The following is a 23,522-nucleotide window of genomic DNA, read 5'->3' as shown; positions in this document are numbered from 1 at the left end:
ATGAAAAATGAGTAGAATAAGGATGTCCGGCAGCTTTGGCGATGATCACATGAATGAACATTAATTGTGTAATTGCATTATAATAACATAACAGGCGCATGTAGTTTATTATGAGAATCGGAATAGATATAGGTGGATCAAAAATCCGTATGGCAGTGGTTGATGGCGGGCAGATATATAAAAAAATAGAAGCTCCTACGAATGCTGCTGAGTCAGAAGAAGCGATCCTTGCTAACTTGTGTGATATGATCCGCAAGATAATGAACTCAAATATTAGAGGGATTGGCATTGGAGTACCATCCGTTGTTGATGCAGAACAGGGAATTGTGTATAATGCTGTGAATATCCCATCATGGAAAAGAGTCTACCTGAAAGATATTCTGGAAAAAGAATTCAGAATTCCTGTTTTTGTAAATAATGAGTCTAACTGTTTTGCTTTCGGCGAGCGTTATTATGGAGAAGGCACAGCTTACCGGAATATTGTTTGTGTAACTCTCGGTACCGGGGTAGGAGCAGGAATTATCATCAATGACGTATTGTATAACGGAAATAATACCGGCGCCGGAGAAATAGGGAGTCTTCCTTATCTCGATGCCGATTATGAATATTATTGTAGTCGCAAATTTTTTGATCGTAACAATATTTCCGGTCGTGATGCTTTAAACATGGCTTTGGTTGGAGATACACAGATGATTTTACTGTGGGAAGAATTTGGTAAGCATATCGGCAAACTGATAAATGCTATCTTGTTTACTTACGATCCGCAAGCTATAATACTAGGGGGTGGGCTCTCGGCAGGATATCAGCTGTTTTCGGAGAAAATGTTTGATGTGATTACGACCTTTCCTTATCCTGAGACAATAAAGAGAATGAAGATACTACTATCTCGTAAAGAAGATATATACCTACTTGGAGCAGCTGCTTTAGTTGTTTGATTTTTTATAATAAATATTTACAATAGAACCATTAATAAATTTTTAACATGAGATTGGATTTAAGTTCGCAAATCGTATTAGATCGGGTGTCACCACGATATTATCGTCCCGAAAATGAATTTGAGCTTTCTGCTTTAACTCGTTTCGAGAAAGTACCCACCCAAATATATGAATCTTCAGTAGAGGCTTCGCTAAGCATCGCTAGAGATATTGCGCATAAGATTAAAAACAAAACTATTGCCGGACAAAAATTTGTCTTAGCACTTCCCGGAGGACATTCACCTCAAACTATTTATCAAGAGCTGATACGTTTGCATAAAGAAGACGGACTAAGCTTCAAAGATGTTGTGATATTCAATATCTACGAGTTTTATCCCCTTGCACCTCAGTCTAGTGGTAATCTGAAACTACTGAAAGAGTCTTTCTTGGATTATATAGATATTGATCTGAACAATGTATATTCTCCTGATGGACAAGTACGCAAAGAAGAAATATTGAACTATTGTAAAGCCTACGAACAGACTATACAAAATGTTGGAGGAATTGATTATTTGTTATTGGGATTAGGCCGTGCCGGTAATATCGGAATAAACATTGCCGGATCGAGTATGAATTCAAATACTCGCTTAGTCCTGTTGGATCAGCAGTCGAGAAAAGAAGCTATTAACACATTCGGATCTTTAGAGCAGGTTCCACCTAGTGCAGTAACGATGGGGATATCTACTATTATGAGAGCTCGTGAGATAGCTCTTATCGCTTGGGGTGAGGATAAAGCAAAAAGTATAAAAGATGTGGTAGAGGGCCCGGTTTCTGAGTCTGTTCCTGCTTCATGCTTGCAAGCTCATCCAAATACAACTGTGCATATCGACCTGAATGCGGCATTTAGTCTGACTCGTATAAACCAACCATGGTTGGTAACAAGCTGTGAATGGACTAGCAAAATGATTCGCAGAGCTATTGTTTGGCTTTGTTTCAAAGTGAATAAACCGATCTTGAAATTAACGAATAAAGATTATCAAGATAATAGCCTCGAAGAGTTGTTGGCACTATACGGTTCTGCCTACAATGTAAATATCAAGATATTTAACGATCTTCAACATACAATTACCGGTTGGCCCGGAGGTAAGCCAAATGCTGACGATACTAATCGTCCTGAACGAGCAACTCCGTATCCCAAAAAAGTAATCGTTTTCAGCCCGCATCCCGACGATGATGTAATCTCTATGGGAGGAACATTCAAACGTCTTGTTGACCAGAAGCACGATGTGCATGTGGCATACCAGACATCAGGTAATATTGCGGTAGGTGATGAAGAAGTTGTTCGTTATGTTTCTTTCTTAGAAGATGTGAGAAATAAATACGATGCCAATAATGAGGTATTAAAGAAAAAATATGCTGATGTTTTGCAGTTTTTGTTGCAAGATAAAAAAGAAGGTGATGTTGATACCGCAGACATCCTTTTCATGAAAGGGCATATTCGCCGTCAGGAAGCTACAACAGCTTGCCGTTATGTAGGAGTGCAACCTGAAAACGTTACATTCTTAGATCTTCCATTTTATGAAACCGGCCGTGTGAAGAAAAATCCGATTTCAGAAGCAGATGTAGAAATTGTGAAAAACTATTTGGTAAGCGTACAACCTCATCAGATATTTGTTGCAGGTGACTTGGCCGACCCACATGGAACTCACAAAGTGTGTCTTGATGCTATACTTGCTGCTATTGACGAGCTAAAGGGTGCTGAGTGGCTCAAAGAATGTCGTATCTGGATGTATCGTGGTGCTTGGGCTGAGTGGGAAATTGACCATATTGAAATGGCCGTGCCTATCTCTCCTGAAGAACTTCGTAAGAAAAGAAATGCAATATTGAAACATCAGTCGCAAATGGAGAGTGCTCCGTTCTTGGGCAACGATGAGCGTCTCTTCTGGCAACGTTCCGAAGACAGAAACCGTGCTACAGCCGAATTGTACCGACAATTAGGATTGGCATCTTACGAAGCTATTGAAGCATTTGTAGAATATCATCCTTTATAATATCATTACGAAGACAAACCTTTTAGTATATTGTACTAAAGGGTTTGCTTTGTTTTTTATAAACTAACATATTTAAGATTTAATAATCATGAGATTAATTATTCAACCAGATTACGATTTACTTTCGCAATGGGCGGCAAACTATGTAGTTTCTAAGATTAAGGCTGCAAATCCAACTGCTGAAAAACCTTTTGTGTTAGGATTGCCTACCGGGTCTTCGCCTATGGGTATGTATAAAGCGTTGATAAAGCATTATCAGGAAAAGAGAGTTTCCTTTCAGCATATTGTCACTTTCAACATGGATGAGTATGTGGGTTTACCGAAAGATCATCCGCAGAGTTACCATACTTTTATGTGGAGTAATTTTTTTAGCCATATAGATATCAATCCGGCAAATGTAAACATGCTGAATGGTAACGCATCAGACCTAGAGGCTGAGTGTGCGGCTTACGAAGCTAAAATGAAGGCAGTAGGCGGTGTTGATTTGTTTTTGGGTGGGATTGGTGCAGATGGTCATATTGCTTTTAACGAGCCGGGATCTTCGTTGTCTTCTCGTACTCGTATAAAAACGCTGACACAGGATACTATAATTGCGAACTCACGCTTTTTTGATAACGATGTAAACAAGGTGCCAAAAACATCAGTCACTGTTGGCGTTGGAACAATTCTTGATGCTAAAGAAGTGTTAATCATGGTGAATGGTCATAACAAAGCCCGTGCTTTGGCTCAGGTGGTAGAAGGTTCTATCAACCAAATGTGGACTATCACGGCTTTACAATTGCATCCAAAAGGAATTATTGTTTGCGACGAGATGGCAACTTATGAACTAAAAGTAGGAACATACAATTACTTTAAAGATATTGAAGCTGTAAACTTAAATCCGGATAGCCTCCTTTAATTTTACAGTATTAACGATATGTAAGCTGTGTACATTTTGTATGCAGCTTTTTTTATTGAATAAGCTTTTGATATTTATTCAAAATTTATATATTTATCCTTATATATGGATTGAATCTATATATGTGTATTATTTGTTGTTTTTATATATAAATATAGATTGAATGGAAAATAGGAATGTATCGATGATAACCAAGTCGATGGAGTTGCTTGAGCTTTTGTCGGAGCATCCTCAAGGACTGACTTTGCAAGAAATTGTTGGGCTTCTCGATTATCCAAAATCCTCCATTTATAAAATAGCGACAAATCTTCTCGAGATCGGTTACATAGGGCGAGAACCCGGTAACTTTCGTTATTTCCTTTCCCGAAAATTACTTTTGCTCGGACTTAAAGCTGTAAGTAGCTACGATATCATTGAGATGTCGGAAGAATATATGAAGCGTTTGCGTGATAATGTCGGAGAATCGGTCATGATAGGAACACTTGTTGATGCAGAAGTGGTTTTATTGAAGCAAGTGCAGGGGAATCTTGACTTTGTTTTCATTTTACAGCAAGGGATGCGCTTCAATCTTCATTCTACTGCTCCGGGGAAAGTATTACTGGCTTTTATGTCGGGGAAGAAACAAAAGGAAAAACTTTCGGAGATACGCTTTGAGGCTTTGAATGAATATACGATAACAGATAAAGAGCAATTGGAGAAAGAATTGAATAAGATAATTCAGGAGGGATATGCAATAGATCTGAACGAAACAGTAGAAGGTGTGCATTGCATTGCAGCCCCCATCTTTGACGAAAAAGGAAATGCAATAGCCTGTATATGGACTTCCGGTCCGGCAGGACGCTTACCCAAAGAAAAAGTGAAAAATATAGGACTCCAGATCAGGGATACGGGATTGGAAATATCTCGTAATATAGGATATAATCGTAAATTAAAAACAAGATAGAAAAATGAAAAAAGTCGCAGTTAGTTTATTTGCTGTAGTATTAGCCCAATTTGCTTCAGCACAGAGTTTAGAAAAAATGCAATGGTTCAATGAACCTGAAAAATGGGAAGTGAAAAATAAAACATTAAGTATGTTTGTAACACCTCAGAGTGATTATTGGCGTATATCTCACTATGGGTTTACTGTCGATGATGCTCCTTTTTATTATACGACATATGGAGGAGAGTTTGAGGTGAAAGTAAAAATTACGGGAGATTACAAAGCTCGTTTCGATCAAATGGGCTTGATGCTTCGTATAGATCACGAAAACTACATCAAGACAGGGATCGAATTTGTAGATGGAAAGTATAATTTAAGTACTGTGGTAACTCATAAGACCAGCGACTGGAGCGTTATTGAATTGGATAAAAAAATATCTTATGTATGGATTAAAGCTGTAAGACGTATTGATGCCGTTGAAGTCTTTTATTCTTTCGATGATAAAACATATACTATGATGCGTAATGCTTATCTGCAAGATAATACTCCTGTAATGGTAGGTTTGATGGCTGCCAGTCCCGATGGTAATGGTTTTGAGGCTAAATTCGAAAACTTTAAGGTGACTCATTTGCCTGATCAAAGGAGACTGAAATGGCTAGAAAATAATAAATAATCGTCAGTAAAAGTAGAATACATGATATGAGAGGCTATCCTTCAGGGATAGTCTCTTTTTTTATATTCTGTTCGTTATCAGGTATAAAGTTGATTGCTGCCATTTTGTCACTATTGTTGTTTGGCAAGTAATTTGAACGATAGAATATAAATACGATAAATAACGAAATAAAGAAACTAAAAATATGAATTTCAACAATTTTACAATCAAATCTCAAGAGGCTGTTCAAAAAGCAATTGAGATAACGAAAGAGAAAGGACAGCAAGCTATCGAGCCTGCTCATATTCTACTTGGAGTGATTATGAGTGGTGAGAATGTTGTGAATTTTCTTTTTCAAAAGCTTGGAGCTAATCCGGCGTATATTACTTCTGTGCTTAATAAAGAAATAGACTCTTTTCCGAAAGTATCGGGTGGGGGCGAAGCGTACTTAAGCCGCGAAAGTAATTCAGCTTTAGACAAAGCAATGGATTATGCTAAGAAAATGGGAGATCAATATGTATCTATCGAGCATTTGCTGTTAGGCATTTTAGCTACTAAAAGTTCGGCTTCGCAGATATTGAAAGATGCGGGAGTTTCAGAAAATGAGTTTCAGCAAGCTATAAGTGAATTGCGTAAAGGTAGTAACGTTAATAGCCAAAGTGCAGAAGATACATATCAGTCTTTGGAAAAATATGCTATCAATCTGACTCAAAGAGCAAAAGACGGGAAACTTGATCCCGTGATTGGTCGTGATGAAGAAATCCGTCGGGTACTTCAAATTTTGAGTCGTAGGACAAAGAATAACCCGATACTTATCGGTGAACCCGGTACAGGAAAAACAGCTATTGCAGAAGGTCTTGCTCATCGTATTGTTCGTGGTGATGTGCCCGAAAATTTAAAAAGCAAACAAATCTATTCTTTGGATATGGGTGCTCTGATTGCAGGGGCTAAGTACAAAGGAGAATTCGAAGAGCGTCTCAAATCGGTAGTAAACGAAGTGACAAAATCGGAAGGGGAGATTATTCTTTTCATCGATGAAATACATACTCTGGTAGGAGCCGGTAAGAGCGAAGGTGCTATGGACGCAGCCAATATTTTGAAGCCTGCCTTAGCTCGTGGAGAACTGCGCTCGATAGGAGCTACCACTTTGGACGAATATCAGAAATATTTTGAGAAAGATAAAGCACTCGAACGCCGTTTCCAGATAGTGATGGTAGATGAGCCAAGCGAAGTGGATGCAATATCTATCCTGCGTGGCTTGAAAGAGAAATATGAAAACCACCATAAGGTACGTATCAAAGATGAGGCTATTGTTGCTGCTGTTCAGCTTTCGAGTCGTTACATTACAGATCGTTTCTTACCCGATAAGGCAATTGATCTGATGGATGAAGCGGCTGCCAAATTGCGAATGGAAGTGGATTCTGTTCCCGAAGAACTTGACGAAAAGAGCCGTCGTATCAAGCAACTGGAGATTGAGCGAGAAGCTATCCGTCGAGAAAATGACAATCAGAAAGAAGCTGAACTGACTAAAGAGATCAGTAAACTTAAAGAGGAGGAAACAGAACTTAAAGCAAAATGGCAATCAGAAAAAGACGTCATTAATAAGATACAGCAGAATAAGATAGATATTGAGAATGCTAAGTTTGAGGCTGAAAAAGCAGAGCGTGAAGGTGACTATGGTAAAGTCGCAGAATTGCGCTACGGCAAAATAAAAGAACTGGAAACAGGCATTGCTCAATTACAATCTCAATTGCATGACATGCAAGGCAATCAGGCAATGGTAAAGGAAGAAGTCGATTCTTTTGATATTGCAGATGTTGTTTCTCGCTGGACAGGTATACCTGTGAACAAGATGCTCCAAAGTGAAAAGGATAAGTTGTTAAACTTGGAAGAGGAGCTACACCGAAGGGTTGTTGGTCAAGATGAGGCTATCTCTGCCGTATCCAATGCTATTCGCCGTAGTCGTGCAGGGTTGCAAGACCCGAAACGTCCGATAGGTTCGTTTATATTCTTGGGTACAACAGGTGTCGGTAAAACTGAACTGGCAAAAGCCTTAGCGGAGTTCTTGTTCGATGATGAGAATATGATGACACGTATAGACATGAGCGAATATCAGGAGAAATTCAGTGCTACTCGTCTTATAGGAGCACCTCCGGGATATGTAGGTTATGACGAAGGAGGACAACTTACCGAGGCTATCCGCCGTAAACCCTATTCAGTCGTTCTTTTCGATGAGATAGAAAAAGCGCATCCCGACGTGTTTAATATTCTGTTGCAAGTGCTTGATGATGGACGATTGACAGATAATAAAGGACGAGTGGTAAACTTTAAGAATACGATTATCATTATGACATCCAATATGGGATCTCCACTGATTCGTGAAAACTTTGCAGGTATTACGCCAAAGAATCATGATGAGGTAGTAGAAAGAACCAAGAAGGAAGTTCTCAATATGTTGAAAGTTAATATTCGTCCTGAATTTCTGAATCGTATTGATGAGATAATCATGTTCGAGCCATTAACTTTGAAAGAGATAGAGCAGGTTGTTCGTATTCAGCTCGATGGCGTTGTCCGCATGCTGAAAGGAAACGGTGTCGATCTTAAATTCGAAGATGAAGCAGTCAATTGGATTTCTCAAATGGGATTCGACCCAGAGTTTGGCGCACGTCCTGTAAAAAGGGTTATTCAGCGAATGGTGTTAGATCCGCTATCGAGACAGTTGCTTGCCGGTACTATAGATAAATCGAAGTCTATTATAATTGATATGAGAGATGGAGAGTTAGATTTTAAGAATTAAGTATAGTGAATATATATTTTTTGAGGGGTAGTTGGATTTATTCAGCTACCCTTTTTTATTTAAATATTTTTGAGTTCATTCGTATGCTTGGACACTTTATGTGATTATTTTCACCTTATTACGACTAATATATAACAAGAGTTTAAAATTTAATAGATTATGAAAAGGAAATCATTTATCTCAAACATCCTTATGTTGATGTTTTTATTTGCTTCGATGAGCGTTTTTAGTCAAGCTCCCAACATCCCTTTAGAAGATTTTTTCAGAAACCCTGAAAAGTCATCTTATCAGATATCGCCGGATGGAAAATATTTTTCTTTTACAGCGCCTTATGAGGGACGTATGAATATTTTTGTACAAAAAGTAGGTGACAATACTCCTGTAAGATTAACTTCTGAAACAGAAAGAGATATTGCCGGTTACTTTTGGGGAAATAATAATCGCATTTTGTTCCTCAAAGATACAGGAGGCGATGAAAACTTTCAGTTATATGGTGTAAACGCTGATGGAAGTAACCTGCTTCCTCTTACCGCTTTTGAGAAGGTACGTACTACTATTATTGACGATCTGCCTGAGATAGAGAGCGAAGTTATTATTGGTCTCAATAAAAGAAATCCACAGGTGTTTGACCCATACAGGCTAAATATAGAGACCGGAGAGCTGACAATGTTAGCTGAGAATCCCGGAAATATTCAGGGCTGGATGACAGACCACGATGGGAAATTGCGTATTGCTATCGCACTTGATGGTGTAAATCAAAGTTTGTTGTATCGCGATAAAGAAAGTGATCCATTCAGAACTCTTATAACTACAAGTTTTAAAGAAAGCATAAGCCCTTATTACTTTACTCCAGATAATCAGAAGTTGTATGCTACTTCTAACATTGGCAGAGATAAAGAAGCTGTCGTAATATTTGATCCGCAAACGGCAAAAGAAGTCGAAGTTTTGTACGAAAATGATACCTATGATCTCTCAGGGATTTCATATTCTCGAAAATACAAGAAATTACAGGCTGCATCTTATCAGGCTCATGAAGGAGCAAAGCGTCATTTCTTCGATAATGATTTGAAAGCTATTTTCGATAAAGTGACAGCAAAAGTATCAGGAAGACCTATTAGCGTTAGCAGCCAAAATAAAGATGAAGATATGCTGATTGTTCGTACATATAACGATAAAACCCCCGGAGGATATTATCTCTATGATGTAAAGAAAGATGAACTGACTCATATAGCAGATATTTATCCTTGGATCGATGAAAACAATATGGCCGAAATGAATTGTGTGAAATATACTACACGTGATGGTTTAACGATAGAAGGTTACCTGACTCTACCGAAAGGATATACTTTGGAGACAGCAAAAAATCTGCCTGTAGTGGTTAATCCGCATGGAGGTCCGTGGGCACGTGATAGTTGGGGCTTTAATCCGGAGGTACAATTCTTAGCCAATAAAGGATATGCTGTATTCCAAGTGAATTTCCGTGGATCTACCGGATTTGGTAAAAAGTTCTGGGAAATATCATTCAAACAGTGGGGAAAAACAATGCAAGATGATATAACCGATGGTGTGGAATGGCTGAAAAAGAAAGGCATAGCAGATCCTGCTAAAATTGCCATCTACGGAGGTAGTTATGGTGGATATGCAACACTTGCCGGACTAACATTTACTCCTGATCTTTACGCTTGTGGAATTGACTATGTGGGCGTATCTAATCTATTTACTTTCCTGAAAACGATTCCTCCATACTGGAAACCAATGTTGGATATGATGCATGAAATGGTTGGAGATCCTATTGCCGATAAAGAATTATTGGAAAGTGCTTCACCTGTATTCCACGTAGATAAGATTAAAGCACCGTTGTTTGTAGCGCAAGGTGCAAATGACCCACGTGTAAATAAAGACGAATCGGATCAGATGGTTGAAGCATTGAAGAAAAGAGGTGTTGAAACCCAATATATGGTAAAAGACAATGAAGGTCACGGTTTCCATAATGAAGAGAATCGTTTCGATTTCTACCGTGCAATGGAAAGCTTCTTGTCAGCGCATATTGGTAAGTAATATTTAATTATATATAGAACTGTTTGGACTGTATAGCTATGTCATTCTGAGTGTAACGAAGAATCTCTTTTTATAATCGAGATGTTTCACTTCGTTCAACATGATAAAGAGACAAGGGTAATACACTCCAAACAGTTCTTTTTATATTTTCTCAACAAAGCTCTTTTTGTGACTAATCAGAATATTCTTATAAAAACTTAATAATAATGTAAAATGTAGATTGTTTTTCTTTAAGTAGGTAAAGTCTTTTGTTCATAAAGGTTAGATCCTAAATAAATCCTTGAAAAAGTATTTAAACTTCCACCGCATTCCGTATAGTTTTCGCAATTGAAAACGGCGATTGTAATGACGCATACTTTTGTAGTAAACATCTCGGCGAGCTTGTATCGGATACTTATCTATGATAGACCAATCCATTACCCCTCCCAAAGGAATCAGTTCGTTTGTTGAGACTGCTTCTATTTTATATTTTTTTGCTAGCATTGAATATATGCTTTGATCGTGACGGTTCTCTTGAAATCCTTCTAAGTTAGGACTTCTCGAAGGAGCATCTGTAATAAGACTGAAATCATCATCAATAACTTTTACCCATTCGTTGACAAAGGCAGTTGACTCAGGTCCCTTTTTAATAAATATGATCCCTGCCTCATATTGGGTTGTTTGCGTTACTTCTGTATTGTCCCTGACGCCAAAGTAATCAAAAATGTCCCCTTTAGTCCATTCATATTCAAATCGTAGACCTTCCGGCATTCCATTATAGTTTTTCTCAAAACTTCTGAAACCTAACATTCCTGAAGGGCTTTTTTCTACTATGTCATAATATTCCGTCAAACGTTCTTTTCCATTGGGGTTCAGGTAACATCCTACATCTGTGTAAAGTAAGATATCCCCATCATTCATCATATCAAGAGTTTTCTTTATTAAAGGTGGTTTCCAACACCAATAGCCATATCCTTTTGAGTAAGGATACATATATCGACCCCATTTCTTCCGAAATTCTTTACTTAGGTCATTTTCGGTATATGTATATATTTCGTCGAATACACCCATTGCCTTTGCATTTTGTACAAACTGCGGAACTCCGGGAGTTAATAGTGTATTACAAAATGTGCATAATACTTTTTTCATGCAAGGATGTCTAATTATAGTCTATCTTTGAACCAATATTTTACTCTCCACCATCTGCCATAAAGCTTTCTTAATCTAAAGCGATGTTTGTAGTGATATTTGCTTGGGTAATATTTATCTCTGCGAGCTTGTATGGGATATTTTTCGAGAAGATTCCAGTCTCGTTGAAATATTTCGTTTGTGGAAATTTCTGCTATCCCATACTTTTTGGCAAGGATAGAGTAAATGCTTTGATCGTGCCTGTTTTCTTTAAATCCGGGTAAGTTAGGGATTCGTGACGGTGAATCTGTCGCAAGACTGTAATCATCCAGATATGCCTGATACCAGTCTCTGACAAACTGCATCACAACAGGGCTTTTTTTGAAAAAAATAATAGTAGATTCGAATTGAGGTGTATGTGTATAAGTCTTATCGTTATATACACCATAATATTCAAACACATCGCCCTTTGTCCATTCATATTCATAATAAAGAGTTTCGGGCATACCGTTGTAGCTGACCTCTTGGCTCTTTACACCAAGTATTCCTGTCGGAGTTTTTTCTACAATATGATAATACTCTAAGAGTCGTTCTTTGCCTTTGGGATTAAAATAACAGCCAATGTCTGAATAGAGAAGTATATCCCCGTCCTCCATTTTCTCTAATATTTTTAGGATGAAATAGGGTTTCCAACACCAATATCCAAAACCTCTGGAGTATGGGATCAGGTATCGTCCCCATCTTTTGTAAAAGTTTGCATCTAAATCTTTTTCACAGACAGTATATATATCATCAAAGATATCCATACTTTCAGCCATGCTTCTGAAGCGGGGAAAGCCTTCTGTTAAGTAATAGCTACCAAATGTACAGATTGCTTTTTTCATTAAGTTTTGCGTTAATAATTCATACAAAAATAGGGCATTTTTCGAATAAAACACCCTATCTTATTTTGATTGTTAGTTAATTACATTACTTTATTGCTTTACTTCTACCCATTGTCCGGTAGTACGTGCATTTATATCAGGGCTATACATAGCCGAACTAGCTACAGCCGGAAGATAGAACTTACCACAATACGCAGCTTGCAATCTGACCTTGAATGATATCGAATATCCTGTACCCAGATTGAAGTAAGTATACACTCTGTCATCTCTGATATCTTGATAGTTATATGCACCGGCTGTTCTTGTATAGGCTTCGTTGAACAAGCGATTGTTGAATATCTCCCATCCTGAGGCAAATATCTGATCAAGTGTAATATCGGTAAGATACTGTCCCGAAATGTTTTGGACAATCACATTTGCATAGAATTCTGTTCCTTGTCGTAGAGAAGAAACATCCAGCTCTTTGCCGTTTTCGTCTATATATTTTACATATAGTTTTACTCCATTCGCTTCGGCAGGATTCTTGTCTGTCAGAGGTTGTGTTTTACCTAACAGACGGACAAATATATCACCCTGTCCCTTATTCTTAATCGATATGTTTACCTTATCGTGAGGTTTTATATTTACTTCTTGGAATACATCGCCCGAGTTACTTACTTTTTGAGGAACTCCATTCAATGACCATTCGTATGAAATAACACCTTTGCCCATTTTTTCAGCCAGTCGAGACATAGCGATCAAACCATAAGCTGCAGTTTGGGTAGTTATATAACTTCCGCTCAGGTATTCAGATACCTTGAATGAGAGTTTTAGCGCTTTTTGTGTCTGACCTAACAATAGGTATGTCTCCATTATCATAGCCATGTCGCGCTGAGAACTACCAAACGTGTTGTTGCTAAATGCATAATGTTCTACCTGATCGCTGGCATTGTTTGTCAGTTGCAGAGCCGCATCTTTCTTCCCTGCTAAGGCATAGGCAGCAGCCAATCTCCAACGAGCCTGTACTGATAGGCCTTGCATTTCTTTCAATCGGTTCATCGCTCCCAATTCAGGATCTCCGGCAAGCGCCAAAGTATACAAGCGGTATGCTTGCTGCAAGTCACTCATCGAGTAAGTATAATAAGAACTGTAAAGGTTACCCTTATTCCATGTTTGAGCAGCTTTTTTCTGGAACTGTTTCCACTTGTTGATTACTGATGTTGGAACTTCCCATCCTGCTTTCTGTGCTTCCAGCAAGAAGTGTCCGGCATAGCTGCTTACCCATTCATCCGGATAACGATTGCCCGGCCAGTAAACAATACCACCGTCGCCAAGTTGGCGTGAAACGATTGTCTGGATAGCTCCTTTTACATTATCTGTTACTATAACTTGTTTTTCTTTCTCGGTAAGAGGTCTGAATTTTTCTAAGAATAGCAGCGGGAACCCTTTAGATGTTACTTGCTCGGTACATCCGTGAGGATAGTAGCGCAAATAAGTTAATGTGTTATTCAGGTTCACTCCCGGCATACGTGATACTTCGAGTTTTGCCCAGTCTTCAGCTTTGATATCTTCGAATGATATGGCTAGATGTGCCGTATCGTTTGGCGAAACAAGAGCGTGAGAACTTAACAGGACATTCGGGTTCGGATTGCGAATCTCAATATCAATTGTTTCTGTTGCAGACTCTCCTCCTCCTGTCGCTCTGATCACAACTTTTTCATAGCCTGTTTTCTTGCCGACTTTTACTTTAAAGTAAACCATCTTATCGCCTACATTCGTAAATGATACAGATTTAGAAGTTCCTTCTGTAAACTGGAATATACCTTTAGATTCTACTCTCAGATTTACAGTTTTTACTTTCTTGTCCATTGCAAATACATTTACAGGAAGCAAGAACTCTTCGTCAGGACCCGCCACACGTGGTAATGTCGATAATATCATCAGCGGATTTCTTACAGGAACAGTTTTCTCTCCACTTCCGTAAGCACCTTTTTTATTTCCGGCAACAACCATTACACGTACTGATCCGAAATAAGATGGAAGTTTGATTTTGTGCGTATCCGTTTTACCTCCGCTTATTGTAAATGGCCCCATATATTTTACTACAGGTTTAAATCGGCTCATAACATTGTTGGCTGGTTTCAAAGCTTCGTCACCACCGATGCTCAACAGAGGTCCAAGTTTACCCGTTTGTGCGCCTACTACCATGTCGAACATATCCCATGTGCGTACACCGAGAGCCTGACGTGCATAGAAATCAGCCCAGGCATTTGGTGTTTTGAACGATGTGAGGTCTAACAAGCCTTCATCTACAATAGCGAGGGTATAAGTCATATCCTTCTTGTTCTTTTCGGATATGGAAACACTGAATTCTTTTTCAGGACGGAGTTCATCCGGCATCGTGATGACAGGATTCAGTTCCGTTTCCTTATTTTCCACATTGATATTCAATATACCATACATACGGATAGGCAGGTCATTGTCTGTTTGCGCATGCGGCTGTAACTGGCTGGCGGCAATGTAGAAGTTAGGTGTCATTTCTTCTGTTACCTTGAAGGTGTGTTTGGTATCTTCTGTCGCACTTGTTTTTACCCATTCGCGCGAAATGATACGTGAGCCATCCTCTATGGTAATCAAGGTGCGACCCTTTGAACTTTTTGGCAAAATTACGGTAACAGTTTCTCCAACTTTGTAAGACTGCTTATCTGTAGAGAACGAAAGCATTGTTAATCCGCTTGGGTCATCTTTTTCCGAGCGTCCTCTCCACGATGGCCAATCCACATAGAATACTCTACCTGTGATATGTCCGCTCTGTTCATCTTTTACCATGATGAGGTAACGTCCCCAATCCGGATAGTTCACACGGAACTTGGCTTTCGCTTTTCCTGCCGAAGTTGAAATGTTTTCATTTAAGAGTACTTCGGTAGATGTATTATTCACATAAGAAGCCAAATTATCATTGGTATTCCACCACCAAGACCATTTCAACTTATAAATTTTCACATTTACATTCGAGCGGTTAATCGGTTTTCCTTCGGGGCTGAGTGTAATAATATCAAACATATTGTCCTTGTCTGTCTCCAACCAGCCGTAATCGCTACTTGTTGGGACTTTAACTCCTACATATGCCGAGTATGGAGAGTAAGCTGCAGTTTGAGTATATATACTGGCATCTCCCCCCGACTCAAATACTCGGGAAACGATATTCGCTCGCAACATTCCCGGTGCGCTAGAAGCCTGAGGCAGGCTTGTTCTCACCGTTGCATTCCCTTGTGCATCAAGTTTCCCTTCAAAAACTGTATAGGTATCGGACGCAAAGTTCGACGTTGGATTGTTGAAAGTATAAGTTTCGTATCCTTTGAAAGGATTGGATGCTTTACTTAATGTCATTTCTACTTTTGCTGCCAGATTTGCTGCCGGAGCACCATGTAGCCACTGCGAAGACAACGGAGCGGAAAATGTGCCGCTGCCTGCGTTTATCATTTCACCTGCATCAAGTCGTACTTTTAAACGGTTCGGCTTAACGGTTTCTATTTTCAAAGTCTTTGAGAATGCTACTCCTCCCACCTTTACACGTGCCCTCCAGTTGCCTGTGATAGCATTCGGGTCGGTAGCCATACGGAAAGCATAGAATCCATCTTTACCTGTGGTTGATACATAACGTTGAGCCATTTGCCCGCGTGGAGTATATAGTTCGAGCGAAACAGGATGATCTTTTGGTAATGTCTGATGTCTATCTTCGAGAATAAAGGTGACAAATATAGAATCGCCCGGACGCCACACGCCTCGTTCTCCATAGATATACCCTTTCAATCCTTTTTGTATCTCTTGTCCGCTAACATCAAAGTTGCTAAGCGATAAAGAAAGGTTTGAAGTAACCTTCAGATATCCTTTTTCTTTACCATGCGATGCAATAACTGCAAACGGAACACCTCCCTTGTATTCTATTTCTGTAAATCCGTCTCCATCTGTTTTGCCTGTGCCAATGCGCTGCATCTGATAGTTGTAAATATCAACGGTTGCACCCGAAATAGGGTTTGTAGTTAATATATCTGTAAGGGCTACTGTCATTTTCTTTTCGGAGCCCATCTTTGCAGTGATACCAATGTTGGATGCTAATACAACGACCTCTGATGTTTTGTTCATGTAATATGTTGGGTCGCAAGGATTATTTCTTTCTTGCCAGTTATATTCATCCCAATCCCATTCGTCGGAGTAGTAATAATATCCGGGATTATCCCATTGCTTTTCGTCTTCTTCGTCCATTTCATTGTCGAAACGCTGTAATGCAGCGTCTTTCGGTATCTGAGGGATTATACCGTCGCAAGGATAAAGAGAGTATTCTTTTTTCATGGTGAATTCTACCTTGTATACTGCTCCCGGATCTTGCTTTATCAATTTTGCCATATCCAGAGAGAATGTATTCCATTCATCCAGTTTCATCGTAGGGTCTTCATCCAGTCGGATACGTTTTTTTAGAATCAGACGACCGAAACGTTTTAGCTCGTTGCTTCCTCCAAAATCATTCGACTGTAGATAACCCAATATATTGTTTTCGTATATCTTAATAACTTTCACATCCACCGCCCAAAGATTGACAGCTTTGAATGGAATGATAAGATTGTCCGAATTGGGTAGTATATTACCCGCATTAGGTACTTCTATTTCGGGTTTATTCTTTTCAAAATTTACACTGAACGTATAATCTTTATCAAGAGTCTTGTTTTGTGAGTTTCTCAGCTCTTTGAATATTTTCAAATCGGTACTTGTCCCTCTTGTCGTTTTATCAAGATAGAGTTTCATTATATTTTTCTGAATATCGAAAGAGAAACTTTCTATAATACCCGGTTTTATCAGTCCCTGTATATTCTGATTGAGAGATAGAGGATCACTGAATGTAATGCGAACGCATTCTTGCGGAGAATATTCCATTGATACGTCCAATACCTTAAAATCGGAGATTGCAGGGATAATGATTTTTTGCTCATCATCTCTTTTTGCATTTATGGCACTCCCCTTTATACTCAATGTATATTCTATTTCTTTTGTACCTCTGTAAAGACTGTCTATTGTTAGATTGTATCTACCTTTTATTTCGCTTGGAGTAATCTTTATTTTAGCATCTTTAGATTTATCTCCGCCCGATAAAGAGAACATACTTTTTACATCGTCTGTGTTGGCCTCATCCGCTAAAAGAACTTCGCCTTGTACAGTATTCCATACAAGGTCATTATCTTTCATTTGAGTATAAGGGCGTAGGTTTACATTGAAGTTTTGTTCAGGCACACGGAAAAAAAAGTAGAACTCTTTGAAGTTGCTATCTACTTTCAAAACCTTGTCGAGTTTGAACCAAGCATCATATTCTGTCCCTTGTTTCAACTCTCCGGGCTCAGGTACAAATTTGATAGTACGTGTGCTGGTCCAGTAGGCTTTACCTTTTATCGATGGAGAAAATTCAAATAGCTCCTGCTCAATTTCTTTATTAAGCTCGGCTGTCGGAATATCTTGTGTAAGTTCGATCTGTATTTCCGAAGAGGAAGATATTTTACCATAGGTAAAGGCGGCAATATATTTTGCAAACTCGGAGTTGATCTCTTTACTACCACTTTTTCTACATGAATTTAGACTAAAAAGACATGCTATGACGATCAGGCTAAGGGTGAATAGGTATTTTTTCATAAATTGTGCTATTGATGCAAGTTAGTATAAGTACAAATATATGAGAATATTTTCGATAAAGAGTTTGATTGTATTTACTTTTTATAAAACATATATAAATTGTTTACTCTGTAAAGATTCTGTTTTCTAGCGCTTTATGTATTTGTTTCAAAAAAAACAGGAAAAAGTTGTAACTATATTCTCCGGATTATCGTCTTATGTATAGAAGCGCTTTTCAAATAATTTGTAAAAAGATTAAGAAATATTTAAAGTAAATACAGTCATGAGAACAACAATATTAACATCACTTTTAGTCGTATTATTATCTGTAGCAAATGTATATGCAGGGAGTCCTAAAACCAGAGTTTATAGCAATAATGACGACAAAACGAAAGAGTACGTAACGGTAGATAAAGAAACCTCGAAGGCGTTGGACAAAACAGTATATAAATATAGTACTGACGGTTCTTTACAAGAAAGAGTACTTTACAAATGGGTAGATAAAGAAGGTTGGGTAGGAGTTCAGAAGTACAGTTATGAATATAACAATAAAGGACAAGTTGTAGATATTGCTTACACAACATGGGATCAGGGTATATCTACATGGTCGTTACAGTCTCAACACTTGCAACACATATATGATGCACAGGGTGAACTGTTGGCAGTAGTGCAGGTGAATGCAAAAGATAATCTGACAGCAATAAAATAGAACTTATATTTATCAACACGGTATTGTGATCCTGCTTCCCGAAAAGAGGCAGGATTTTTTATATAAACAGATATAAGCTGAATGCCATGACCAGCATTCCGGCTACGAGTCCCATGATGGAAATATGATGTTTTCCGTATTTCTCGGCACTAGGTAAAAGTTCGTCTAACGAGATGAACACCATGATGCCCGATACCGCAGCTAGTATAAGCCCATTTATAGCAGGAGTCCAAAACTGTAAAAGGAAAAAATAGGCAATCAGAGCACCGAACGGCTCAGCCAGACCGGATGCAAACGAAAGCCAGAAAGCCTTTTGTCGGCTGCCTGTTGCATGATATATGGGTACAGCTACAGCAATTCCTTCGGGGATATTATGTATTGCTATCGCTATCGTAATCGGTATTGCAACGTCTAAAGACCCGAGAGCCGATGTAAACGTGGCTATCCCTTCGGGGAAATTATGAATTGCTATAGACATGGCCACTACGATACCGGTGCGTTTCAATGCACGTTTTTTTATACCCATGTCTTCTACTCCTTGTATTTCATGAGGGTTTAGAGACTCGGGGATAAGAAAGTCTATGAGGTTGATGAATGCAATTCCTATAAAAAATGCCAGAATAAGATATAGTGTACCCAGTTTTTCTCCATAAGCAGCTATCAGTTCTATTTTTCCTTCGGGTATCATTTCCATAAAAGAAACGTATAACATGATTCCTGCCGAAAATCCGAGAGAAGCACAAAGGAAATTCGTATTTGTATGTCTTGCCAATAACGCAATCAGGCTGCCTATTCCGGTAGATAGACCGGCTATAGCAGTAAGTATAAAAGCTAGTAATATATTATAATCAGACATCCTTCGTAGCGTGTTATGAATGTAAAGGTATGATATAGTTTTCATTTTGAAAACTATATTTTTTATAGATTGTTTTTGATATGAACATTTTTGGTACATTTAAAGTTTAAATCACACAAAAATATAATTATGTCTACATATAGGGTTCATTATATTCAACATGTCCCATACGAAGGGTTAGGATATATCGGAAAATGGGTAGAGGATAACGGTTATAATCTAACCGTAACCAAAATTTATGAGGACTATAAGTTTCCTGATCAGGATGACTTTGATATGCTCGTAATTATGGGAGGCCCTATGGGGACTTATGAAGAAGACAGCTATCCTTGGTTGAAATATGAAAAGCTCTTTGTACGAAAAGCAATTGATTCAGACAAAGCAGTGCTGGGTATCTGCTTGGGTTCGCAGATAATAGCCAATGCATTGGGAGCCGCAGTATATCCAAGTAAGGAAAAAGAAATAGGCTGGTTGTCCATATCGTTTGTTGACAAAGAATCTCAGGACTTATTCGGAAGTGAAACCGTGTCTCCTATTGTTTTCCAATGGCACGGCGATACATTTGATTTGCCGGCAGGAACCAAATTGCTTGCTTCGAGTGAGGCATGTGTTAATCAGGCTTTTTCGTATAAAGAAAAGGTTATCGGTTTACAGTTCCATTTTGAAGCCACTGAAAAAAGTTGCGCCGATATACTCAACAATAGTGATGAAGAACTTGTTGGAGGAAAATATATTCAATCGGAAGATTATATAAGAAAAAACACTCAATATATTCCATCATGCAATAAGATGATAGAAACAATCTTGAATAAACTGATCAGACTATGACGCATCCTGAGAAAAAAGCAAACACAGGAGCTTTGTTATTTATCCTGTGTCTGGCTTCTTCGCTTGTGCCTTTTATAAGTTCGGCTCTAAACCTTGCGCTGCCGTATATCAACAAAGACTTATCGCTCAACGCTGTTATGTCGGGATGGGTGCCGACTTCTTATATGCTGTCTACAGCCATTTTGCAAATACCCTGTGCCCGTATGGCAGACATGATAGGACGCAAAAAGGTGTTTATATGGGGGGTAGTTATTCTGACTATATTTTCTGTATTGAGTGGATTGGCAACAACTGGGGTTATGCTTATCATTTATCGCTTCCTTGCGGGGATCGGTAGTGCCATGATGTTTGGTACCAGTACCGCTATTCTTACTTCTTCTGTCCCAGCCGAAAAACGGGGGAAAGCTATGGGGGTAGTTGCTGCAACTGTTTATTCATCATTGGCTGCCGGACCTTTTGTGGGAGGTTTGCTTACTCAATACTTCAATTGGCATAGTATCTTTTTTGTTTCTGCTGCTATTTGTTTTATTGTCGCCGTTGGTGGATATTATATTATTAAAGAAGATTGGAAAGAAGAGGCTAAAAGTAAATTTGATACGATAGGCTCTATTTTGTTTGCTATAGGTTTATTCGCTCTAATTTATGGTTTTGCGGAACTACCTCACATTCAGGGTTTCATTTTTATTGTAATTGGTGTAATCGTATTATTCCTATTTGCTTTATATGAAAAGAAGCAAGAGTTTCCGGTGTTTAATATCCGTGTTTTTATCGGCAACAAAATGTTTCGGATGTCTTCGTTGTCTGCTCTGATAAATTATTCGGCGACATTTGCCATTTCCTTTATGTTGAGTTTGTATCTTCAATATGTGCGGGGATTATCTCCTCGTGATGCGGGACTAATACTTATTATACAATCTGTTATACAGGCTATCGCCGCTTTGAGGTCAGGTAGTCTATCCGACAAAATGTCTCCTACATTTTTGGCAACCATAGGCATGTCTATTATTGCAGTCGGGTTGGGTGGATTGTGCTTTATTACCGAGACTACAAGCTATTACTTTATTGGTATCATGATGGTTCTTTTGGGTTTAGGATTTGGTATATTTTCTTCTCCAAATACAAATATTATCATGAGTTCGGTAGAAAGAAAACACTATGGACTGGCATCAGCAACGATGGGTACGATGAGGCTTACAGGGCAGTCTCTGAGTATGGGGATCGCTATAATGGCAATGTCGATAATGATAGGCAATATCGATTTGTCTTTAGCACCGCACCCTCAGTTTATAGGGAGTATGCGTATAACATTCATTACCTTCTTTGTGCTTTGTCTCTTTGGAGTATATGCTTCCTCTGTGAGGGAAAAGAAGAAATCGAAAGAATAAATTTCTATTTTACTTTTCTTCTTATTATCACAATATTCAGCGAGGATAAAAGCAAGAATATACATATTCCGGCAATCAGAGTGATCATAATATCCGAACCTTCGAATTCACTCCATACATTGCGTACAATATCGCTGTACTTGATGCGTATCACCAAGACCGATGCAATTGCAAGTGTGAGTATCGCAAGATTCATCCCGATAGCCATTAATTCGTAAGGGCGCACTACCACGCTTTTTGCATAACCTATCAGACGGAGATTCCGTAGTTTTTCCATATTCTTTTCCAATAGTAGATAGATACTAAGCGTAAGAACAAAAAAGGCTAGTGCGCAGATTATTATTCCTATTGCAATAACAATGCCTACCATTATCTTGAGGAAATACGACATTTTACTCACTGCCGAGTTTTCGCCTTCTACTTCATAGTTGTTCTTTTTGAGGAAGCTCGCAATATTGGGGTCGGCAGGATTGTTTACTTCTACCATTAGTCGGCTGGGATTGGAGACGGCTTGTTCGCCGTAGTTTTCGTTTGCCCATTTCATAAAAGATTCGGGAACAAGGATTGTGTTTATCCGATTCGAAAAACCGGCTATTTGCCCTTTAAACTCTTTATGTTGCCATTTGCCTGATATCGTGATGTTGAAATTCACCATTCCTATTACACTCTGCGAAAGTTTCGGCATAGAGCGAGCTTCGGCAAAACCGAAATTGTAAAGGTCAAGGTAGTTTTTAGGAAGGATAATAGGAACGAATTCATCATCGGGACTAAACTTCCATCTGTCGGTCTTCACATCTATGAAATCATCAGGAACCGATTCGAAAAACATTTCGGTGTTGAAACCTCCCTGATTGGTGCTTATTCCTCCAAAAACCTTATATCTCGAAGCAGTAAATGCTCCTACCTGCGTTGCAAAACTGGTGTTTTCTATATTCTTAATTTCTTCGGCCGAAAAACCTGATGCTTGAGGGTTCAGTGTATTGTAAATCCCTACTTGTTTTGTTAGTACCAGAAAATCCCTCTTCATGATAGTATCCTTTTCCGAAAACAAGGGATTGATATCCAGGTAAAATTGGAGGCCAAGCAGAACAATCGTTAATCCGATAAGATTGGCAATAAAGAATCCGGCAAACTGTCCTTTGCTTATATTTTGTTTCAAGAGCTTCCAAACCAGATTCATAGTGATAATATTTGAGAGTAATCCATTGGTAAATCTTTGCCTATCGAGGTGACTATCAATCCTGCATGCTGTGCTCTTACCTCTTCGTGGATAAGCTCAGTAATGATTTTGGCATTGTTGTCATCAAGATGGCTAATGGGTTCGTCGAGGATAAGAAAGTCGAAAGGTTGGCAAAGCGAGCGGATAATTGCGACACGTTGCTGCTGTCCCCAAGACATTTTTCCTATTGGTTGGTCTTTCTTGTCACTGATGCCCAACCTGTCGAACATCGAATCGATTTCCGATTCTGTTTTGTGGTGAGTGAGATTGTTTTTTAGCCGGATGTTTTCCAGAGCTGTCAATTCGGGAAAGAGACGCAGTTCTTGAAACAGGAGACTCGAATGTTTTGATCTGATCTTATCCCATTTTTTTCTCTTTATATTTTTGACTTCTGCTTCGTCAAAAAATATATTTCCCGAAAAATCGGCTCTGTAGCCATAGATATAGCTACAGAGCGAACTTTTTCCTAAGCCTGATTCTGCTTTTATCAGATATGTTTTTCCCTTCTCAAAAGTGACGTCTTTTCTCCAGATATCTGATTTTATATCTCTTACTTCCGAGAAGACATCAGGAAGGGCGTTTTTTAATTGTATCGTATTCATCTA

16 protein-coding genes are annotated in these 23,522 nt (G+C 38.7%); 10 read left to right on the top strand and 6 right to left on the bottom strand.

Features of this window, described 5'->3' with window-relative positions; translation table 11 throughout:
* The first annotated feature begins 110 nt into the window (after window positions 1-110).
* The 7 genes from BGO84_RS06025 (at window position 111) to BGO84_RS05995 (ending at window position 10,292) form a co-directional block, all read left to right on the top strand.
* A complete protein-coding gene (locus BGO84_RS06025; RefSeq protein WP_135107011.1) occupies window positions 111-935 on the top strand; it encodes an ROK family protein in 825 nt (274 codons plus the stop codon).
* 47 nt (window positions 936-982) lie between these two features.
* Window positions 983-2,965, top strand: a complete 1,983-nt coding sequence (locus BGO84_RS06020) for a glucosamine-6-phosphate deaminase (protein WP_135107009.1) — start codon at window positions 983-985, stop codon at window positions 2,963-2,965.
* An 88-nt stretch (window positions 2,966-3,053) separates the two neighbouring features.
* The gene (gene nagB / locus BGO84_RS06015) at window positions 3,054-3,863 is read left to right on the top strand and encodes a glucosamine-6-phosphate deaminase (RefSeq protein WP_135107007.1); all 810 of its coding nucleotides are present in this window, start codon (window positions 3,054-3,056) and stop codon (window positions 3,861-3,863) included.
* Between the two features lie 163 nt (window positions 3,864-4,026).
* Window positions 4,027-4,806, top strand: a complete 780-nt coding sequence (locus tag BGO84_RS06010; protein ID WP_291028425.1) for an IclR family transcriptional regulator — start codon at window positions 4,027-4,029, stop codon at window positions 4,804-4,806.
* Between the two features lie 4 nt (window positions 4,807-4,810).
* Window positions 4,811-5,458, top strand: a complete 648-nt coding sequence (locus BGO84_RS06005; protein WP_135107003.1) for a DUF1349 domain-containing protein — start codon at window positions 4,811-4,813, stop codon at window positions 5,456-5,458.
* A 184-nt stretch (window positions 5,459-5,642) separates the two neighbouring features.
* Window positions 5,643-8,234, top strand: a complete 2,592-nt coding sequence (clpB, locus tag BGO84_RS06000; RefSeq protein ID WP_291028423.1) for an ATP-dependent chaperone ClpB — start codon at window positions 5,643-5,645, stop codon at window positions 8,232-8,234.
* A gap of 198 nt (window positions 8,235-8,432) precedes the next feature.
* The gene (locus BGO84_RS05995; RefSeq protein WP_291028515.1) at window positions 8,433-10,292 is read left to right on the top strand and encodes a S9 family peptidase; all 1,860 of its coding nucleotides are present in this window, start codon (window positions 8,433-8,435) and stop codon (window positions 10,290-10,292) included.
* 261 nt (window positions 10,293-10,553) lie between these two features.
* Here BGO84_RS05995 and BGO84_RS05990 read toward each other — a convergent pair whose 3' ends face one another.
* The 3 genes from BGO84_RS05990 to BGO84_RS05980 all read right to left on the bottom strand — a co-directional run bounded on the left by BGO84_RS05990 (window position 10,554) and on the right by BGO84_RS05980 (window position 17,941).
* Entirely contained in the window at window positions 10,554-11,420 is an 867-nt protein-coding gene (locus BGO84_RS05990) for a hypothetical protein (protein ID WP_291028420.1), read from the bottom strand.
* 14 nt (window positions 11,421-11,434) lie between these two features.
* A complete protein-coding gene (locus BGO84_RS05985) occupies window positions 11,435-12,283 on the bottom strand; it encodes a hypothetical protein (protein WP_291028418.1) in 849 nt (282 codons plus the stop codon).
* 90 nt (window positions 12,284-12,373) lie between these two features.
* The gene (locus BGO84_RS05980; RefSeq protein WP_291028416.1) at window positions 12,374-17,941 is read right to left on the bottom strand and encodes an MG2 domain-containing protein; all 5,568 of its coding nucleotides are present in this window, start codon (window positions 17,939-17,941) and stop codon (window positions 12,374-12,376) included.
* Between the two features lie 241 nt (window positions 17,942-18,182).
* Here BGO84_RS05980 and BGO84_RS05975 point away from each other — a divergent pair, with 241 nt between their 5' ends.
* Window positions 18,183-18,629 carry a DUF3836 domain-containing protein gene (locus BGO84_RS05975; protein WP_283687446.1) on the top strand — a complete coding sequence of 149 codons (447 nt, stop codon included), beginning with the start codon at window positions 18,183-18,185 and terminating at the stop codon, window positions 18,627-18,629.
* Between the two features lie 58 nt (window positions 18,630-18,687).
* Here BGO84_RS05975 and zupT read toward each other — a convergent pair whose 3' ends face one another.
* On the bottom strand, window positions 18,688-19,485 hold the full coding sequence (gene zupT / locus BGO84_RS05970) for a zinc transporter ZupT (RefSeq protein WP_135106991.1): 798 nt from the start codon (window positions 19,483-19,485) through the stop codon (window positions 18,688-18,690).
* 129 nt (window positions 19,486-19,614) lie between these two features.
* Between zupT and BGO84_RS05965 the strand changes: the two genes are divergently transcribed.
* Both BGO84_RS05965 and BGO84_RS05960 read left to right on the top strand, forming a co-directional pair.
* Window positions 19,615-20,313 (top strand): type 1 glutamine amidotransferase, encoded by a 699-nt coding sequence (locus BGO84_RS05965; RefSeq protein ID WP_291028414.1) that lies wholly within the window; start codon window positions 19,615-19,617, stop codon window positions 20,311-20,313.
* A complete protein-coding gene (locus tag BGO84_RS05960; RefSeq protein WP_283687352.1) occupies window positions 20,310-21,698 on the top strand; it encodes an MFS transporter in 1,389 nt (462 codons plus the stop codon). The genes BGO84_RS05965 and BGO84_RS05960 overlap by 4 nt, the downstream gene beginning before the upstream one ends.
* Before the next feature lie 4 nt (window positions 21,699-21,702).
* On the opposite strand, the gene BGO84_RS05955 is transcribed toward BGO84_RS05960, so the two are convergent.
* A complete protein-coding gene (locus tag BGO84_RS05955) occupies window positions 21,703-22,878 on the bottom strand; it encodes an ABC transporter permease (protein ID WP_291028412.1) in 1,176 nt (391 codons plus the stop codon).
* Entirely contained in the window at window positions 22,875-23,519 is a 645-nt protein-coding gene (locus BGO84_RS05950) for an ATP-binding cassette domain-containing protein (protein WP_291028410.1), read from the bottom strand. Before BGO84_RS05950 ends, BGO84_RS05955 begins: the two co-directional genes overlap by 4 nt.
* Between the last annotated feature and the right edge of the window lie 3 nt (window positions 23,520-23,522).

This window comes from Dysgonomonas sp. 37-18 (genome assembly GCF_001899125.1).
In the GTDB taxonomy this organism is placed as follows: Bacteria; Bacteroidota; Bacteroidia; order Bacteroidales; family Dysgonomonadaceae; genus Dysgonomonas.
Note: the sequence above shows the minus strand (reverse complement) of the source record. Positions and strands in the feature narration are given on the sequence as shown.

What these genes read in the sequence shown, in the direction of transcription:
- nagB (WP_135107007.1), top strand. Translation starts at nt 3,054, where the DNA reads ATGAGATTAATTATTCAACCAGATTACGATTTACTTTCGCAATGGGCG.
- BGO84_RS05990 (WP_291028420.1), bottom strand. Translation starts at nt 11,420, where the DNA reads ATGAAAAAAGTATTATGCACATTTTGTAATACACTATTAACTCCCGGA.
- clpB (WP_291028423.1), top strand. Translation starts at nt 5,643, where the DNA reads ATGAATTTCAACAATTTTACAATCAAATCTCAAGAGGCTGTTCAAAAA.
- zupT (WP_135106991.1), bottom strand. Translation starts at nt 19,485, where the DNA reads ATGTCTGATTATAATATATTACTAGCTTTTATACTTACTGCTATAGCC.
- BGO84_RS05995 (WP_291028515.1), top strand. Translation starts at nt 8,433, where the DNA reads ATGTTTTTATTTGCTTCGATGAGCGTTTTTAGTCAAGCTCCCAACATC.
- BGO84_RS05955 (WP_291028412.1), bottom strand. Translation starts at nt 22,878, where the DNA reads ATGAATCTGGTTTGGAAGCTCTTGAAACAAAATATAAGCAAAGGACAG.
- BGO84_RS06020 (WP_135107009.1), top strand. Translation starts at nt 983, where the DNA reads ATGAGATTGGATTTAAGTTCGCAAATCGTATTAGATCGGGTGTCACCA.
- BGO84_RS06025 (WP_135107011.1), top strand. Translation starts at nt 111, where the DNA reads ATGAGAATCGGAATAGATATAGGTGGATCAAAAATCCGTATGGCAGTG.
- BGO84_RS06005 (WP_135107003.1), top strand. Translation starts at nt 4,811, where the DNA reads ATGAAAAAAGTCGCAGTTAGTTTATTTGCTGTAGTATTAGCCCAATTT.
- BGO84_RS05960 (WP_283687352.1), top strand. Translation starts at nt 20,310, where the DNA reads ATGACGCATCCTGAGAAAAAAGCAAACACAGGAGCTTTGTTATTTATC.
- BGO84_RS05965 (WP_291028414.1), top strand. Translation starts at nt 19,615, where the DNA reads ATGTCTACATATAGGGTTCATTATATTCAACATGTCCCATACGAAGGG.
- BGO84_RS06010 (WP_291028425.1), top strand. Translation starts at nt 4,027, where the DNA reads ATGGAAAATAGGAATGTATCGATGATAACCAAGTCGATGGAGTTGCTT.
- BGO84_RS05985 (WP_291028418.1), bottom strand. Translation starts at nt 12,283, where the DNA reads ATGAAAAAAGCAATCTGTACATTTGGTAGCTATTACTTAACAGAAGGC.
- BGO84_RS05950 (WP_291028410.1), bottom strand. Translation starts at nt 23,519, where the DNA reads ATGAATACGATACAATTAAAAAACGCCCTTCCTGATGTCTTCTCGGAA.
- BGO84_RS05980 (WP_291028416.1), bottom strand. Translation starts at nt 17,941, where the DNA reads ATGAAAAAATACCTATTCACCCTTAGCCTGATCGTCATAGCATGTCTT.